This is a genomic window from Muricoccus harenae (assembly GCF_009848505.1).
Lineage (GTDB): Bacteria > Pseudomonadota > Alphaproteobacteria > Acetobacterales > Acetobacteraceae > Roseomonas > Roseomonas harenae.
The window spans coordinates 1-16,711 of record NZ_WWDL01000021.1 but is presented as its reverse complement, the minus strand read 5'-3'; the positions used below and the strand labels follow the sequence as shown (position 1 = coordinate 16,711).

16 protein-coding genes and 1 pseudogene are annotated in these 16,711 nt (G+C 69.4%); 12 read left to right on the top strand and 5 right to left on the bottom strand.

The genetic code is table 11. The features are described 5' to 3' along the window. Positions 1-81: 81 nt before the first annotated feature. The 4 genes from GSE44_RS15435 to rsmI all read right to left on the bottom strand — a co-directional run bounded on the left by GSE44_RS15435 (position 82) and on the right by rsmI (position 5,543). Complete coding sequence (locus tag GSE44_RS15435) at positions 82-834, bottom strand: SDR family NAD(P)-dependent oxidoreductase (protein ID WP_159349727.1); 753 nt, start codon at positions 832-834, stop codon at positions 82-84. Then, positions 831-3,173, bottom strand: coding sequence for a xanthine dehydrogenase family protein molybdopterin-binding subunit (locus tag GSE44_RS15430; RefSeq protein ID WP_159349726.1), 2,343 nt, complete (start codon positions 3,171-3,173; stop codon positions 831-833). Before GSE44_RS15430 ends, GSE44_RS15435 begins: the two co-directional genes overlap by 4 nt. A gap of 167 nt (positions 3,174-3,340) precedes the next feature. Next, complete coding sequence (locus tag GSE44_RS15425; protein WP_235924854.1) at positions 3,341-4,498, bottom strand: glycosyltransferase family protein; 1,158 nt, start codon at positions 4,496-4,498, stop codon at positions 3,341-3,343. 106 nt (positions 4,499-4,604) lie between these two features. Then, positions 4,605-5,543: a 16S rRNA (cytidine(1402)-2'-O)-methyltransferase gene (gene rsmI, locus GSE44_RS15420; RefSeq protein WP_201306089.1), complete on the bottom strand. Its 939-nt coding sequence runs from the start codon at positions 5,541-5,543 to the stop codon at positions 4,605-4,607. A 14-nt stretch (positions 5,544-5,557) separates the two neighbouring features. On the opposite strand from rsmI, the gene GSE44_RS15415 reads away from it, so the two are divergent. The 3 genes from GSE44_RS15415 to GSE44_RS15405 all read left to right on the top strand — a co-directional run bounded on the left by GSE44_RS15415 (position 5,558) and on the right by GSE44_RS15405 (position 8,833). Continuing rightward, positions 5,558-6,736, top strand: a complete 1,179-nt coding sequence (locus GSE44_RS15415) for a penicillin-binding protein activator (protein ID WP_159349725.1) — start codon at positions 5,558-5,560, stop codon at positions 6,734-6,736. 32 nt (positions 6,737-6,768) lie between these two features. After that, on the top strand, positions 6,769-8,118 hold the full coding sequence (locus GSE44_RS15410; RefSeq protein ID WP_235924852.1) for an ATP-binding protein: 1,350 nt from the start codon (positions 6,769-6,771) through the stop codon (positions 8,116-8,118). 265 nt (positions 8,119-8,383) lie between these two features. Then, on the top strand, positions 8,384-8,833 hold the full coding sequence (locus GSE44_RS15405; protein ID WP_159349724.1) for a hypothetical protein: 450 nt from the start codon (positions 8,384-8,386) through the stop codon (positions 8,831-8,833). Here GSE44_RS15405 and GSE44_RS15400 read toward each other — a convergent pair. After that, a complete protein-coding gene (locus GSE44_RS15400; protein WP_159349723.1) occupies positions 8,830-9,387 on the bottom strand; it encodes a glycosyltransferase family protein in 558 nt (185 codons plus the stop codon). The two genes, GSE44_RS15405 and GSE44_RS15400, sit on opposite strands and share 4 nt — an antisense overlap. 93 nt (positions 9,388-9,480) lie before the next feature. Here GSE44_RS15400 and GSE44_RS15395 point away from each other — a divergent pair, with 93 nt between their 5' ends. The 9 genes and pseudogenes from GSE44_RS15395 to GSE44_RS15360 all read left to right on the top strand — a co-directional run. Beyond that, entirely contained in the window at positions 9,481-10,716 is a 1,236-nt protein-coding gene (locus tag GSE44_RS15395) for an FkbM family methyltransferase (RefSeq protein WP_159349722.1), read from the top strand. Beyond that, positions 10,713-11,369, top strand: coding sequence for an acetyltransferase (locus GSE44_RS15390; RefSeq protein WP_159349721.1), 657 nt, complete (start codon positions 10,713-10,715; stop codon positions 11,367-11,369). The genes GSE44_RS15395 and GSE44_RS15390 overlap by 4 nt, the downstream gene beginning before the upstream one ends. Positions 11,370-11,377: 8 nt before the next feature. Beyond that, on the top strand, positions 11,378-12,403 hold the full coding sequence (locus GSE44_RS15385) for a glycosyltransferase family 4 protein (RefSeq protein WP_235924851.1): 1,026 nt from the start codon (positions 11,378-11,380) through the stop codon (positions 12,401-12,403). Next, positions 12,400-13,434 carry a glycosyltransferase family 4 protein gene (locus GSE44_RS15380; protein WP_159349719.1) on the top strand — a complete coding sequence of 345 codons (1,035 nt, stop codon included), beginning with the start codon at positions 12,400-12,402 and terminating at the stop codon, positions 13,432-13,434. Before GSE44_RS15385 ends, GSE44_RS15380 begins: the two co-directional genes overlap by 4 nt. Positions 13,435-13,601: 167 nt before the next feature. Continuing rightward, positions 13,602-14,807 (top strand): glycosyltransferase, encoded by a 1,206-nt coding sequence (locus GSE44_RS15375; RefSeq protein WP_159349718.1) that lies wholly within the window; start codon positions 13,602-13,604, stop codon positions 14,805-14,807. Further along, positions 14,804-15,949: a DegT/DnrJ/EryC1/StrS family aminotransferase gene (locus GSE44_RS15370; protein ID WP_328799086.1), complete on the top strand. Its 1,146-nt coding sequence runs from the start codon at positions 14,804-14,806 to the stop codon at positions 15,947-15,949. The genes GSE44_RS15375 and GSE44_RS15370 overlap by 4 nt, the downstream gene beginning before the upstream one ends. Before the next feature lie 172 nt (positions 15,950-16,121). After that, positions 16,122-16,355, top strand: coding sequence for a hypothetical protein (locus tag GSE44_RS15365; protein WP_159349717.1), 234 nt, complete (start codon positions 16,122-16,124; stop codon positions 16,353-16,355). A 38-nt stretch (positions 16,356-16,393) separates the two neighbouring features. Next, positions 16,394-16,522 carry a hypothetical protein gene (locus GSE44_RS26265; protein WP_268893659.1) on the top strand — a complete coding sequence of 43 codons (129 nt, stop codon included), beginning with the start codon at positions 16,394-16,396 and terminating at the stop codon, positions 16,520-16,522. Between the two features lie 8 nt (positions 16,523-16,530). Beyond that, positions 16,531-16,711: pseudogene (locus GSE44_RS15360) on the top strand (ABC transporter ATP-binding protein); the annotation flags it as partial.

Below are 16,711 nucleotides of genomic sequence, written 5' to 3'. Positions count from 1 at the left end.
GAAAAAGGCCGGGGGAAGGAATTCCCCCGGGCCCCCATCTTTTTTCTTCGAGCTTGGGGGGAGTGCTTCCCCGGCCCGGGCTTACCGGCCCGGCTTGTGCACCCGCAGGGGGCCGAAGCTCTGGGCCACGGGCATCACCTGCAGGGTATTCACGTTCACCCGCGCGGGGCGCGTCGCCACCCAATGCACGGCATCGGCGATGTCCTCCGGGGTCAGCGCATCCGCGCCCTCATACACGGCAGCGGCCTTTGCATCATCGCCGAAGCGGACATTGCTGAACTCGGTGCCGCCAACCAGACCGGGCTCGATATCCGTCACCCGCACCGGCGTGCCATGGAGATCGGCCCGCAGGTTCAGGCTGAAATGGCGGACGAAGGCCTTGGTCGCGCCATAGACATTGCCGCCCGGATAAGGCCACTCGCCGGCGGTGGAGCCGATATTCACCACATGCCCCCGGCCCCGCTCGATCATCCCCGGCAGCACCGCACGCGTCAGGTACATCACCCCCTTCACATTGGTGTCCACCATCGCGTCCCAGTCATCGAGGCTGGAGGACTGCGCCGGCGCCAGCCCGCGCGCGAGCCCCGCATTGTTCACCAGCAGGTCGATGGCGGCCCATTCGGCGGGCAGGCCCTCGATGGCCTTCTCCACCGCCGCCCGGTCCCGTACGTCCAACTCCAGGGGCAGCACGTTTTCCGCCCCCAACTCCTCCTGAAGCGAAGTGAGACGGTCCGCGCGCCGGCCCGCGGCGATGACCCGCGCACCGTCCTGCGCGAAGCGGCGGGCAATGGCGCGGCCGAAGCCCGCCGTCGCCCCAGTGACGAGGAGGATCATGCCGCCGCCCTCTCGTTCAGGATCTGCCACACCTTCAGCGGCGTCGCCGGCATGTCCACATGCGTCACCCCCCGTTCCGACAGCGCATCCACCAGCGCATTCATCACGGAAGGCAGCGCGCCGGCGCAGCCCGCCTCGCCGCAGCCCTTCGCGCCCAGCACATTGGTGCGCGCCGGCACGGGATGGCTCGCGAAGCCGAAGAAGGGCGCATGCCCCGCCCGCGGCAGGCCGTAATCCATGTAGGAGCCGCTGAGGAGCTGCCCCTCCTCGCTATAGGCCGTCTGCTCGGTCAGCGCCTGGCCGATGCCCTGCACGATGCCGCCATGCGCCTGCCCGGCCACCAGCATCGGGTTCACCAGCACGCCGAAGTCGTTGACGGTGACGTAGCGCACCACCGCCACCTCTCCCGTTTCCTCGTCCACCTCCACCTCGGCGATGTGGCAGCCATTGGGGAAGGCGGAATCCTCGTACTGGTCGGTGTGGGACACATCCAGCGTGCGCGGCAGATCCTCCGGCAACCCAGGCATGTCGCGCAGCCGCGCCGCGAGCTCGAGGATGCCGATACCCCGGTCCGTGCCCGCGATGGCGAACCGGCCCGCGGAGAACTCGATGTCCTCGGCGGAAGCCTCCAGCACATGCCCGGCCAGTTGCTTGCCCTTCTCGATCACCAGCGCGCTGGCCGAGGCGATGGCCTGTCCGCTCGCCATGATGGAACGCGAGCCGCCCGTGCCGCCGCCCGCGATCAGCAGGTCGCTATCGCCCTGGGAAAGCCTGATGCGGTCGAAGGGAACGCCCAGCCGGTCCACCAGCACCTGCGCGAAGGGCGAGGCATGGCCCTGCCCGTAATCCAGCGTGCCGGTCAGGATGGTCACGCCGCCATCCTCGTCGAAGCGGATGCCGCCCATCTCCTTCGAAGGTGGCGCCGTCACCTCCAGGTAATGCCCGATCCCGATCCCGCGCAGCTTCCCGCGCCGGCGGGCCTCCGCGCGGCGCGCCGGGAAGCCATCCCAATCCGCCGCCGCCAGCGCCTCCTCCAGGATCGCGGGAAAGTCGCCGCTGTCGTAATGCATGCCGGAAGGCGCGTCATAGGGGATCTGGTCGGGCTGGATGTGATTGCGCCGGCGCAGCTCCACGCGGTCGATTCCCATCTCCCGCGCGGCGGTGTCGACCAGCCGCTCCATGTAGTAGTTGCCCTCCGGCCGCCCCGCGCCGCGATAGGCGCCGACGGGCGTGGTGTTGGTGAAGACGCAGCGCGTGTTCACCTCCACCAGCGGCGTGCGGTACACGCCGATCACGTTCTTTACCGTGTTGCCGGTGGAAGGCAGCGTCGTCGCATTGCTCATATAGGCGCCGAGATTGCCGAAGCCGGTCATCCTTACGGCGAGGAAATGCCCCTCCGCATCCAGCGCCAGCTCCGCCTCCATGTCGTGGTCGCGACCATGGCTGTCGGAGAGGAAGCTCTCCGAGCGCGAATCCGTCCACTTCACCGGCCGCCCCAGCTGCCGCGCCGCATGCAGCAGCGCCGGGTACTCCGGATAGACGCTCGACTTCATTCCGAAGGAGCCGCCGACATTGCCCGTCAGCACACGCAGCTCCTGGGGCTTCACCCCCATCACCTTCGCCAGGTTGCCACGCATGCCGAACACGCCCTGGCTGCCCATGCGAAGGACGTAGCGCCCCTCCTCCCAGGTCCCGATCGCCGCGCGCGGCTCCATCGGGGAGACGATGACGCGGCTGTTGCGGATGGGCAGGCGCGTGACATGCGCGGCCCGCGTAAAGGCGGCCGCCACCGCCTCGGCATCGCCATAGTGGAAGTCCACCAGCGTGTTGCCGGCCACGTCGTCATAGAGAAGCGGCGCACCGGGCGCGACGGCATCGCGCGCCTCGGTCACCGCCGGCAGCGGGTCGATGTCCAGCACCACCGCCTCGGCGGCATCGCGCGCCTGCTTCGCCGTCTCCGCCACCACGACGGCCACCGGGTCGCCCACATAACGCACCTTATCGGTGGTCATCGCCGGCTGGACCGGCGGCTTCGGCGTGCTGCCGTCGCGATTCTTCTGCCCGACCATCACCGGCATCGGGCCAATCCCCGCCGCCTCCAGGTCGCGCCCGGTATAGATCGCCACCACGCCCGGCATGGCGGCGGCCTCGGCCGTGTCGATGCCGTTCAGCCGGCCATGCGCATAGGGGCTGCGGACCATCACGGCATGGGCCTGCCCGGGCAGGGACAGGTCGTCGCTGTAGCGCCCCTCGCCCCGCAGCAGCACCGGGTCCTCCTTGCGGGAAACGGGCTGGCCGATGCCGAATTTCAGCTGCGAGGGATCGAACGGAGCGTTCATGCGGGCATCCTTACAGAGCAAGCGGTCGGGCAGGCCGGCCTCGGGGCGACGCGGGCGTCGCCGCCCGCAAGTTGGGCGGAGATGCTGCGTCGCGAAAGCCCCCCCGCTGTCCGGAGGCCGAATTCGCCTGATTCCCTGCGTTTTTCCGGTCCCCGTAGCGCCCCGCCTCACTCCCCGCGCGGCAGCGGGTTCCGGCCCCGGAACTCCCGGCTCGTCAGCAGGATTTCCCGCACCTGCCGCACCGAATGCCGCCCGGCGAGGGATTCCAGCGCCTCGTCCTCGGGCAGGCGGTCCAGCAGGTAGCGGAACAGGGTAGCCACATCCTCGCGGCTTGCCGGGCGGTCCCGCTCCAGCCGCGTCCGCGCCTGCTCCTCCAGCAGCGGCGCCAGCCGCGCGGCGCGGTAGTGCACATGCCGCTTCCGTGGCTCGGCGATGATCCCGGAGACCTGCGAATCCACGCCGGCCGCCAGCCGGTGCTGCGGCCCCTCCACCCACTCCATCCGGTCGTAGCCCATGTCCCGGAACTTATCGTCGTGGAAGGAGGCGCCCTGCGCCCCGATGTAGCGGGCGAAGCAGACATCGGTCATCACCCGCCCGATTCCCAGCGCGTGGCAGCCCAGGGTCTTCACCGCATCCTGGGAGGAGAAGCCGCCCGCCACCTCCAGCGTCTCCATCCAGCGGAAGATCGCCAGATGGTCCCGGAAGCCGTAATCCGCCCCCTCCAGGATGCGATCATAGGGCGCCAGCCACTCCCGCAGCCGCCGCCACGGCTCCCGCCGCAGCCCGAAGGCCCAGTGGTGCTGCAGCATGGTCAGCCAGGCCTCGGGGCCCGGCGGCGCGGCCTTGTGGTCGCCATAGGCGGCGAAATACCCCATGCGCGGATCCCGCTCCGACAGCGCCCGCAGCTGCTCCATGATCCGCAGGTATTCCGGGCCGAGCTCCAGGTCGTCCTCGAAGAAATAGGCGCAATCGGCATCCAGCGCCTCGAAGGCCAGCACCTCTCCGCGCCGGATGTTCGAGGCCACGCCCAGGTTGTCCCGCGCGGCCGCGACATGCCCGCGCGGAAAATGCGCCTGGAAGGCGGCGATGGAGGCTGCCACCTCGGCATCCTCGGCATAGCGCAGCCCGGTGCGGGGAGAGACGGCGCCATCCTGCAGCAGGAAGACCCGGCGCGGGTCCAGCACCACGTCCCGCTGCCGCAGCAGGGAAGCGCAGACCCGCTCGAGATAGGTCGGGCGGTTGAAGGCGAAGAGGATCACCGGCACCTCCAGCACCGGCGGCGCGGGTGTGGTGTGCAGCGCCGGGGATGGCATCGCGTCCGTCAACTCGCCCTCTCGTCCTGTTCCGGCCGGGGCTAGGGCGTGCCGGGCGGGATGGCAAGCAAGGCCGGGGGAAGTGCTCCTCCGGCCTTGCTGCGGCGCGGGAGCCGGCTCAGCCCTCCTCGCGCCCCATCTCCAGCGCGCGGGCATAGACCTGGCGGCGCGGCATGCCGGTGGCAGCGGCCACCATGGCGGCGGCATCGCGCAGGGATTCGCCGGCGGCCAGGGCAGCGCGCAGCTGCGCCTCCATCTCCTCGGCCCCGCTTGGCGCATCCACGGCGGCCGGGCCCACCACCACCACGATCTCCCCCCGTGCCGCATGCGCCGCGTAATGCGCGGCCAGCTCGGGCAGGGACGCCCGCCGCACCTCCTCGAACCGCTTGGTCAGCTCCCGCGCCACGGCGGCAGGGCGGTCCCCGAAGCCCTCGGCCAGCGCCGCCAGGCATTCCGCCAACCGGTGTGGCGCCTCGAAGAAGATCAGCGTCGCCGACAGCCCCGCCCCCTCGGCCGCCCGCAGCCGCGAGATCGCCTCCGCCCGCGCTCCCGCCTTGGGCGGCAGGAAGCCCATGAAAAGGAAGGGTTGCGGCGGCAGGCCGGACAGGGTCAGCGCCATCACCGCCGCATTCGGCCCCGGCACGGCCGAGACGAAGACCCCCGCCTCCATAGCCGCCCGCGCCAGCCGGTAGCCGGGGTCGCTCACCAGCGGCGTGCCGGCATCCGATACCAGCGCCAGCCGCGCGCCCCCCTGCAGCCGCGCCAGCAGCCGCGGCACCTCCTGTGCCTCGTTATGGTCGTGCAGGGCGGCCAGCGGAGCGGAAATCCCGTTCCGCGCCAGCAGCGGCGCCGTCACCCGCGTATCCTCGCAGAGGATCATCTCCGCCGCCCGCAAGGTCACGACCGCGCGGGGTGACAGGTCCCCCAGGTTGCCGATGGGGGTGGCGACCAGCCATAACCCCGGAGCCACCCCGGCCTTCGCGCCGACAGCACCAGAAGGGGCCTCGCGTGGATCCTCGTCCGTTCCGGGCCCCGGCCCTGCTTCCTCGTCCTGCAAGCCGCGTCTCCCTGGTGCGCCGCCGCCTCTCCGGCCTGGGGAGCATGGCGGCGCTGCTGGCGCTTGTGGGCCTCGCGGCCTGTGCCCCGCAAGGGCGCTCCCCCTATTACGGCCGTCCCGCCGCGCCGCTCTTCGGCGGCGGCTACGCCGCCCCGCAGGCCGCCCCCGCTGCCAAGGTCGCTGTCCTGCTGCCGATGAGCGGCCCGCAGGCCGCCCTCGGCCCCTCGATGCTGAACGCGGCCACCCTCGCCCTGTTCGATTCCGGTGTCCGTGGGGTGGAGCTGGTGCCGCGCGACACCGCCAGCTCCCCCGGCGGCGCCTCCGAAGCCGTCCGCGCCGCCCTGGCCGATGGCGCCCGGGTGGTCGTCGGCCCGCTGACCGGCGCCGAGACGGCCTCCGCCACCAGCCAGGTCCGCAGCGCCGGCGTGCCCGTCCTCGCCTTCACCAATGACGTGGACCAAGGCGGCAACGGCGCCTGGGTGCTCGGCATCACCCCCGCCCAGCAGGTCCGGCGCCTGCTGGTGGCGGCGCAGTCGGCCGGCATCAGCCGCGTCGGCCTCGCCGGACCCGACGGCCCCTTCACCCGCCAGCTCACGGCGGCACTGCGCAACGCCTCGCGGGAAGCCGGGTTGCCCCCGCCGCTCGTCGTCACCTATCCCGGCAGCGCCTCCCGCGCCCAGGCCGCCGGGCAGCTCGCCTCCCAGGCCGGGCCCGAGGGGCTGGGCCTGTTGATCCTGGGCGAAAGTGGCTCCCAGGCCCGGGAGATGGCCGCGGCCCTGGCCAGCGCCGGCCTTGCCATCCCGCCCATGCGCATCGGCGGCCACGCCCTCTGGGCCGGCGACGCGACGCTGGCCAGCGAGCCCGCCCTGGCCGGCGCCTGGATCCCCGGCCCCGACCCAGCCGCCCACAACGGCTTTGAGGCCCGCTACCAGGCCGCCTTCGGCGAGCGCCCGCCGCGCTTGGCCTCCACGGCCTATGACGCCACGACGGCGGCGCTCCGCTCCCTGCGCGGTGGCGACCCCACCGCCCCGGCCCGCCTGCCGCTGGAGGAGCCGCTGCAAGGCGCCGACGGCGCCTTCCGCCTGCTGCCCAACGGGCAGGTGCAGCGTGCCCTTGCGGTCTATGCACTGTCCCCCGGCGCCGAGCCGCAGATGGTCGACCCGCCGGTGCTGCCGGGCGCCGTCGGGTTCTGAAGCCCCGCCCCTCCTGGTCGGCCCTGCTGCGCGTGGCAGGGCTGGTGGGCGCGGTGCCGAGCCTCGCCCTGCTCCTGCTGATCGCGACGGGGACGGCCGCGCCCGCGGCCGGCGCCCTGGCCCTGTTGGCCACGATCCTGGCCGCGCTGCTTCTCGCCCGGGCCTGGGTGGGCACGCTGCTGGGGCTGGAAGCGGCCCTCCGTGCCGCCGCCGAGGGCCGCCCAGCCCCGCCCCGCGCGCCCCTGCTGCCCGTGGCCTCTGGCGTGGCCGAATCCGCCGCCCGCCTTGCCCGCAGCCTCGCTGAGCGGGAAGCCCTGGTCGCGCGGCTCCGCCGCGCCGACGCCGCCATCATCGAGGCCCTGCCGGACCCGCTGCTCGTCCTCGCCGAGGATCGCCGCCCGCTCCGCGCCAATGCCGCCGCCCGCAGCTTCTTCGGCACGGACGCCGGCCGGGACGGCGCGGACGACACAGCTGACACCGCCGCCTTCCTGCGCCACCCCCGCATCGCCGGTGCCGTGGACCGCGCCCTGGCCGAGGGCACGCCGCAATCCGCCGAGGCCATGCTGCCCGTCCCCGTGGCGCGGGACCTGTCCACCCAGGTCATCCCGCTCAACCCGCCGCTCTCCGATGGCGGCCGCCTGCTGGTGGTGCTGGCCGACCGCACCCAGGCCCGGGCGGCGGAGCGGATGCGCGCCGATTTCGTGGCCAATGCCAGCCATGAGCTTCGCACCCCGCTGGCCTCCATCATCGGCTTCGTCGAGACGCTGCGCGGCCCCGCCGCCGGGGATCCGGAAGCCAGCACCCGCTTCCTCGCCATCATCGCAGAGCAGGCCGACCGCATGCGCCGGCTGATCGAGGACCTGCTCGGCCTCTCCCGCATCGAGATGACGGAGCACCAGGCCCCGACTGGCGAGGCGCGGCTCGACGCCCTGGCGCGGGACGAGACCGCAGCCATGGCCCCCATCCTGGCCAGCCGCAACGTCACCCTGAACCTTGACCTCGCCCCCGCCACGGCGGTCCCGGCCGATCCCGGCCAGCTTGCCCAAGTTCTGCGCAACCTGCTGGAGAATGCGGTTCGCCACGGGCGAGAGGGCGGCACCGTCACCCTCTCCGTCCGCAGCCTGGCGGCGCGCGAGGGCAGTCTGCCGCCGGGCGTGCTGCTGCGCATCGCCGATGACGGGCCGGGCATCGCGCGCGAGCACATCCCGCGCCTGACCGAACGCTTCTACCGCGTGGATTCCGGCCGCTCCCGGAGCGCCGGGGGCACCGGCCTCGGCCTCGCCATCGTCAAGCACATCGTCAGCCACCACCGCGGCCAGCTGCTCATCGAAAGCGAGCCGGGCCAGGGAACCACGATGCGCGTCTGGCTTCCCGGCCGCTGAGTTCGGACCGTTCGGAGGCCGCGGCGCCGGATCACCGGCGCATGAGGGACTTCCAGCCGGCCCTGGCCCGCCGCGCAGGCCCTTGCTGATCACGCGCCAGACGATGCCCGGCACCGACAGGGCATCGAGCAGCTGCAGCACAATGGTCGGACGATTAGGGATGGTCAGCCGGTCGATATGCAGCGCATCCGGCGAGAGCGACGAGGAGTGGAACTGCCCCGCCCCCAGATCCAGCGCATCGACGCGGGCGGGATCGAGTTCCCGCATGACCTCGATCTCCTGCCACAGCTCCTTCGCCAGCGGCCGCTCGGCCGCCGCGTCCATGGGAATGCCGAAATACGCCTTCCCCCCGCTTGTCGATGACCAGCGTCCCACGCTGCGTCGGCACGCCCTTGCGGTACGGAACGAGGCCGGATGGCGCCCGGCCGTCCATGCTGTCCAGCAGCAAGCCAAACTCCCGAAACAGCCCGCGCGAAAGAGAAAGCGGCCCAGCCTGATCGGGGTCGCCGCCCAGCAGGGCGGCCAGCATCGCGACGTGATTGCTAAACGCCGTCTCGTTTGGGGCCACGGAGCCGAGCAGCATTCCATCCGGGCAGGCCTGCAGCTCCGCCTTCCACACGGGGTCCATGCGGTTCCGGGCCACCACGACCCCGCGGCTGTGGCGCTGGAAGAAATCGACGCCACGGGTCTTCACGGCCCCGGGCTTCCCGCCTAACGCCGCCAGCTTCGCCTCGGCGGCCGCCAGGTCGTGGCGGTCGACGAGCACCGCGGCCTGGAAGCCCTGCCGCGCATGCGAACGGGCCGCCGCCACCTGCCGCCTGAAGGCCTCATCCGCCGGATCGGGAGCCAGGAGAGGGCCACCCGCACCGCCACATCTCCGATCTTCGCGCGGTACAGCGCCGCCAGCTCATCCTTGCGTGGCTGCAGCCCGGCATAGATCGTCGCCAGCGAGGCATCCATGATGTAGCCGCGCCTGACGATCTCCTGCGCGCGGGCGGCCAGGGCCAGGGCCAGGGCGGCCTCCGGGTTCTGCCGCGCCCATTCGACGTGGGCGGCGATCTGCTGCGCCACCACCTCCGCCCCGTTGCGGAGGCCGACATAGAGCAGCGTGTCGCCGAAATGCGTCCGCGCCCAGGGTTTCTCGTCGCAGATGATGAGCGCGCCGGCCGCCAGCCCCTCGAACAACCGATTCGACATCAGCGCCGCATCCTTGCGCGGCTGCGACGACAGGGCGAGGCAGATGTCCGCCTTGTGGATGTCCTCGGTCACCGAGACGCCGTCAAAGGGCAGGCTGGAATAACTTACGATCCCGTGCTAACTGCGCCCTGATATCAGAAACGAAACGCGCGGATCTTTTTGCCAGTGAAGAACGTTCTGCCGTGGTACCGCAAGGCAGGCCGCCGCGCCCTTGGCACCTTGCGACCGTTTCTGGCTCCCCTGCTGCATCGCCTACAGTTGCGGATCCAGACAGCGGTCGGGGCTGCTTTCGCAATTTCGCCCCTCCACGATCTCCACCGGCTGCACCACAGGCTGGATGGCAGCGAGGCCCGCTTCAATGCTCTGCAGCTCGGCGTAAATACTCTGCAGCACGGTGTAAATGCTCTGCAGCTCGGCGTAGACGCGGTTCGGCTGGATGCCATGGCTGCTCAAAGCGGGATGCGGGAACAGTTCGAGCGCGTGCAGTCCAGACTGGAGGGCATCGAAGCCCGCTTCAATACTCTGCAGCTCAGCGTTGACGCAACTCGGCTGGAGAGGCAGGCAACAACGGATGCCCTCCTGCTCCGCACGAACCTCCTCCTGCAGCGGGTTGCCATTCCTCTCGGCAACGACGTTCTCGTGCGGACCCCCGAAGGCTTCCTCCTGACACCGGCCGAGGACGTTGCGTTGCTGGCAGCTTTGCATGAAGGCGGTGGCCGGCTGGAAGCGGGTACGGTGTCCGTGATGCAAGCGCTGTTGCAGGAAGGCGATCTGGTCGTGGACGTGGGCGCCAATATCGGCATGACTGTGCTTGCGGCGGCGTTGCGAGTGGGCCCGACAGGACATGTCACCGCCTTCGAGCCAGCGTCCCGAGTGAGTGGACTACTGCGCCGTAGCCTCGCACTGAATGGCTTGAGCGAGCGGGTGACGCTACATGCCTGCGCGGCCGGCGGAGCCACAGGCAGCGCACGGCTCCATCTTACCGCGATCACCGGCCATTCCTCGCTCCTGGATCTGCCTAATGCGGCGGGCACCGAGGATGTAGAGGTGAGAACGGTGGACGATCTGGTCGGGCCCGGGCGGCCTATTCGCCTCGCCAAGCTCGATGCGGAAGGTTTCGAACTCCAGGTCTGGCGCGGCATGCGCCGCGTGGTGGAGGAGAGCCCGGAACTTGCGGTGCTGGTGGAGTTCGGCCCCACGCACCTGCGCCGTGCCGGCATCTCCGTGGAGGCATGGCTGGCGGAATTCCTCTCCCCGGGCTTCACCGCCTACGAAATCGATGAGGCGACAGGCCAGCTGAGATTGCTGCGGCCCATGACGGAATTGAACGCCGTGTACTCGCTCAACCTGCTGCTGCTGCGTCAGCCCCCCGCCTCTTTCCCTCAGCTGAGCTTCGCGTGAACATCCGCCAGGCTCTTCCCCGCCTGGTCGTCATCGGTGCGGGTGGCCACGCCAAGGTGGTGATCGAGGCCGTGCGTGCGGCGGCGCTGGCCGAGGTCGTGGGAGCGCTCGATCCAGCCCCGCCTTCCGCCTCGGTGCTGGATGTTCCGGTTCTCGGCGGCGACGAGATGTTGCCGCGCCTCCTGGCCGAGGGTGTCAGCGCGGCCGTGGTCGCTCTGGGTGGTAATGCGCTGCGTGAGCGGATCGGCTCTGGCTTGCGGGAGATGGGCTTCAGCCTCCCGACCGTGGTGCATCCCTCGGCCCTTGTGTCGCCCTCGGCCGTGCTGGGAAATGGCGTCGTGATCATGGCGCGCGCTGTAGTGGGAACCGAGACTCGTGTGGATGATCTGGCCATCGTGAACACCGGCGCCGTAGTGGACCATGACAACTGGATCGGCCGCGCAGCCCATGTGGCACCAGCCTCCGGCCTGGCCGGCAATGTCACCGTCGGGGACCGTGCACTGGTCGGAATTGGCAGCGTGATACGGCCCGGAATCCGCATCGGCGCCGATGTGGTGATAGGCGCCGGCGCCGCCGTGGTGGCCGATGTGCCGGCGGAAGCGGTCGTGGGGGGCGTTCCAGCCCGGCGGCTGCAACGGGAGCCGCGCACATGAGAATTGGCTTGATATCCACAGCCACGCCGCTGGTGCAGGGCGGCTATCGCTTCATCGTGGACTGGCTGCAGGAGAAGCTGCGGGAGCGGGGCCACTCCGTTGAGGTCATCTATCTTCCCTACACCGACGAGCCGGAGCACATCCTGCCGCAGATAGCGGCCTTCCGCATGATCCGGTTGGACAACTACTTCGACCGGGTGATTACCTTCCGCCCGCCGGCCCATGTGGTGCAGCATCCGCGCAAGGTTGTATGGTTCATCCACCACCTTCGTATGTTCTACGATCTCTGGAACACACCCTATTGCCCCATCGCGGACGACCCGAAGGGACAGGCCCTGCGAGCGGCTGTTATCTCAGCGGATAATGCCGCGCTGCACGAAGCGCATCGGGTGTTCACCAATTCCCAAGTGGTAAGCGATCGCATGCGCCGCTTCAACGGGATCGACAGCGAGGTGCTCTACCCCCCCATACTAAGGCCGGATCTGTTCCGCTCCGGCAGCTACGGCGATGAGATTGTCAGCGTCTGCCGCATGGAACACCACAAGCGCCAGCACTTGTTGGTGGAAGCAATGGCGAAGACTCGCACGCCGGTGCGCCTGCGCCTGTGCGGCACCACGATGGACCCCGCCTATGTCGATCGGCTGCGCAGCGAGGCACAGCGCCTAGCCCTGTCCGACCGCGTGACCATCGAGAACCGCTGGATCACCGAGGAGGAGAAAGCTGACCGGCTCGAGCATGCCCTCGCCTCGGTCTACGCGCCCATCGACGAGGACAGTTATGGCTATCCTACGCTCGAGGCGGCGCATGCTCAGCGCTGCACCGTGACCACGACGGATTCCGGCGGGGTGATGGAATTCGTGACCGATAGCGAGACTGGGCTCGTAGTTGAGCCCGATCCCGCCGCCATGGCACGGGCCTTCGACCAGCTCCACAACGATCGCGGCTTAGCCCTCCGTATGGGACGTAGATCCTGCGAGCGCATCGCGGAGTTGCGCATCGATTGGGAGACGGTGGTGGAAAGGCTGCTCGCATGAAGGTGCTCGTGCTGAGCACGAAGGTGCCTTTCGTTCATGGTGGTGCAGAGGAGCTGTTCGACCACCTCGTGCGTAACCTGCAACTGGCTGGCGTCGAGGCCGAAGGCATGCGTCTTCCGTTCTCCTGGGAACCGGCCGAGCAGCTGATCGATGAGATGCTGATCGTGCGGCGTCTGCGCCTGTCAAATATCAACCGCGTCATCGCTCTGAAGTTCCCGGCCTACATGGTGCCCTGGCACGACAAGGTGCTGTGGCTGCTGCACCAGTACCGGCAGGCCTATGACCTGCTCGACGCGGGGCAGAGCAACATTCCCAACAATACGCGCGGGGCGAAGATCCTCTCTGCCATCCGTGCCGGCGACGCCCTCGCCTTTTCGGAAGCGCGGCACATCTACACGAACGCGCCCACCACGTCGCAGCGGCTGCACCACTACAACGGCTTCAGGAGTGAGGTGCTGCGGCCGCCGCTGAATGACCCCGAGCTGTTCGCGGGTGGCGAGTCCGAAGGCTACATCCTGGCGACGGGGCGGGTGAACGCCGCCAAGCGACAGGAGCTCCTGGTGCGTGCGCTGCGATATGCCCCCAAGGCGCGCCTGCTAGTGGCGGGGCCGCCGGACACGCCTGCGGATGCCGAGCACCTGCGCCGGCTCGCGGCCAGCGAAGGGGTGGAGGGCCAAGTCAGGCTGGACCTACGATTCCTGCCGCGCTCCGAGTTGGCGCGGATGGTCAATGGGGCACTGGCGGTGGCCTACCTGCCCTTTGACGAGGACTCGCTCGGCTACTGCACCATGGAGGCCTTCCGAGCGGCCAAGCCGGTCATCACGACCACCGATTCGGGCGGGGTGCTGGACATCGTGCGGAACGGCGACACCGGCTTGGTCGCGACGCCCACCCCCGAGTCACTGGGAATGGCGATGGCCACGCTCTGCGACGATCCGACCTATGCTGGAAAGCTCGGCCGCGCCGGGCAGGCGGCCATGGACGCGGAGCGGCTGGATTGGCCGTCCACGATTCACAAGTTGCTGGGGTGAAGGGCATGCGCATTGGCTGGGCCACACCCTGGAACGATCAGTCCGCCATCGCGGACTCAGCCGGCAAGGTCGCTCTCGAGCTGATAGAGCGCGGGCATGCCGTGACCATCCTGCGGACAGAGATCGGCGCAGCGCTGGCCCTTCCACCAAGACCGACGCCCTTGCCGATGCTTTCCCTGGCCGACGTGAGCGACGAGGACCTGGCACGGGAATTCGACGTGCTGGTCGGCCATTTTGGCAACTATTACGCCTATCACGGGGCACTCCTCGCCCGCCTCGATCATTTGGACATTGTGGGAATCTTCCACGACGCCGTTTACGCGCATCTAGCCACTGACTGGGCTGTTCAGCACGGCGGAGAGCCGGTCTTGCGCCAGCTCGTGCATGAGGCCTATGGCGAGGCCGCCCTGGTTCCGTCGGAGCCGTACTGGATCGATTTGGAAGAGATCGCCCGGCGCCGGCCGATGCTCGAGTGGCTGGCACGGCGGACGGTGGCCGCCGTGGCCCATTCCGGGCACTATGCGGCGCGGCTCCGCTCCGCCTGCCCCGGCCCGGTCGCTACTATCCCCCTGGCGTTCACCGCGCCTGGCCTGCCGCCACCGCCGCATCCCGGGAGCCGGATGACGATCGCGGCGATCGGGCATGCCAATCCGAACAAGCGGATCGACCAGATCCTGATGGCCATCGGCGCTTCCCCCATCCTGCGCGGGCGCTGCCGGCTGCGGGTGATCGGCGAAGCCACCCCGGCCGAGCGCGAGCGGCTTACCGCCGTCGCCGCGGCCGCCAGGGCCGCGGCACCGGAATTCACCGGCTGGGTCACCGATGACGCCCTGCGCGGACAGCTTCGGGACGTGGACGTCATCTCCTGCCTGCGCAACCCTGTGCTGGAAGGCGCATCGGCCTCGTTGGTGGTGGCTCTCGCCTCGGGCCGTCCCACCCTGGTCACGGACCATGGCTGCTATGCCGAGGTGCCGCCGGACACGGTGATGGCTTGCCGGCCGACAGACGAGGCGCTGGACGCGATGCGCCATCTGGAACACCTGCTGGCGGATCCCGCGTGGGGGGCAGCGATGGGCACACGCGGCCGCGCGCTGGCCGCTGAGCGGCACGCTCCGTCCGCCTATGCCAAGGCCCTGCTGCCGCTGCTTGAGGAGGTCGTCGCCGACCGGCCGCTCCACGATACCCGACGGCAGTTCCTGGCATCGGGATCCGATCCGCTTCACGGTGCCCGTGAGCAATTATTCGGCACGTTGGCCGAACTGGGCCTCGACCCCGGCGACCCGGCGTTCCGGCGCGTTAACGTCACGCTGGACGGAATGAGGGCGGGTCCGGCAAAGAGAGCGCGCCCAGCGCAGGAGGAGAAACCCACATGATGGCTCAGCAGGCGCCCGCCATGGGTATGGCCGCGAAGGAGCGCATCCCTGTCTATCGGCCCGATCTGTCTGGGAACGAGCGCCGGTACGTCCTGGAATGCGTGGACAGCAGCTGGATTTCCTCCATCGGCGCCTTCATCGGCAAGTTCGAAGCGGCAGTGGCCGAGGCCACGGGCTCCCCGCACGCGATCAGCGTCTGCAACGGAACCGTGGCCCTGCACCTCGCGCTGCATTGCCTGGATATCGGGCCGGGCGATGAGGTGATCGTCCCCTCCTTCACCTATATCGCCTCCGTCAACACCATCGCGCAGACTGGCGCGACGCCTGTCTTCGCGGAAAGCCGGGCCGAGGACTGGCTGCTGGATCCGGCCGATGTGGAGCGGCGCATTACGCCCCGCACCAAGGCGATCATGCCGGTCCACCTCTATGGCGCGGCCTGCGACATGGCTGCGATCATGGATATCGCGCGCCGCCACGGGCTGCATGTGGTGGAGGACTGCGCTGAGGCACTGGGAACGCACATCGGCGGCCAGCATGTCGGCACCTTCGGAGACATCGGCACCTTCTCCTTCTTCGGCAACAAGACCGTTACAACGGGCGAAGGCGGGTTGGTAATCGCCCGCGAAGACGCGCTGGCGGCACGGCTGCGCATGACCAAGGGCCAGGGCCAGTCGCTGACGCGGCGCTACTGGCACGAGGTGCTGGGCTTCAACTACCGCATGACCAACATCGCCGCAGCGATCGGCCTGGCGCAGATCGAGCGCTTGGCTCCGGTGCTGGAGCGCAAGCGGGGCATTGCCGCCCTGTATCGCCGACTCTCCGCCTCGCTGCCGGTGACCTTCCAGGTGCCGGCCGAGGATGTCACCGCCTCCGATTGGCTGGTGAGCTTGCTGCTGCCGCCCGGCACGGATCGCGAACGACTGATGCGTGAGATGGACGCCCAGGGGATCGAAACCCGCCCGGTATTCTTCTGCGCCCACACCATGCCGATGTATGTGCGCGACGAGCACTTCCCCGTCGCCGAGGACATCGCCTCCCGGGGACTTTCACTGCCAAGCTACCCACTACTTTCCGACGGTGACGTGGCGCGGGTCGTGGATGCGCTGGGCAACGCCCTGCAGGTGCAGGGCTTGGCTGGATAAGCTTCACCACGCTGATGCCGGGAAGCGGGACCCTTTAGCGAATAAGGGCCCGCCGTTCTCACTCGCTTACCAGTGCACTAGGGCGCTGTCATTCCGAACGCGGGATGCCCGAGCAAACTCTGACTGGTATCCTGAAAAGCCCGCCTCCCGCAGTATGCTTTTTAAGACCGAAATGTATCCCACCCGAGCCGCCGGCACGGGTATTGCGCGCGCCCTGGCCATTTTTCCAATTGGCCTGATTCTCGGCTTCACCCCCTACTGGCATCTCATCAGCGGAGATGATGTGGCCAACTGGATTGGCTACGAGGCTTTCGCTCGGAATGCCTGGCGTTGGCCCATCTTCCGCAGCACTCTCCTCAACCCGCCAGAGGGTGCCAACATACTCTTTACCGACACGATCCCCTGATGGCCTGAATAGTATTTGCTGTTGGATAACCCCGCCCGATGCTTGCAGGCCCTCTCATCACGACCGAGACCGACAGCTTCGATGCGGCCGCCCCGCGCCGGGCGGAGTTGGCGCGCCCCGACCTGCGGGAGGGCTTCGCCTCCTGGCGCCTGGCCTTCTGGGTCTGACCCTCATGATGCATATCGAAGCAGCCGGATTGCGGGTTGATTTTCCGCTCTACCACCTGGCTGCGCGCAGCCTGAAGAAGCAGCTGCTGGCCCGCGCCGCCGTGCGGGTGCGGACGGATGAGTCGAATCGCGTCGTGGTCAGCGCGCTGCGCGACCTGGACTTCCGGATCGATTCCGGGGAGCGCGTCG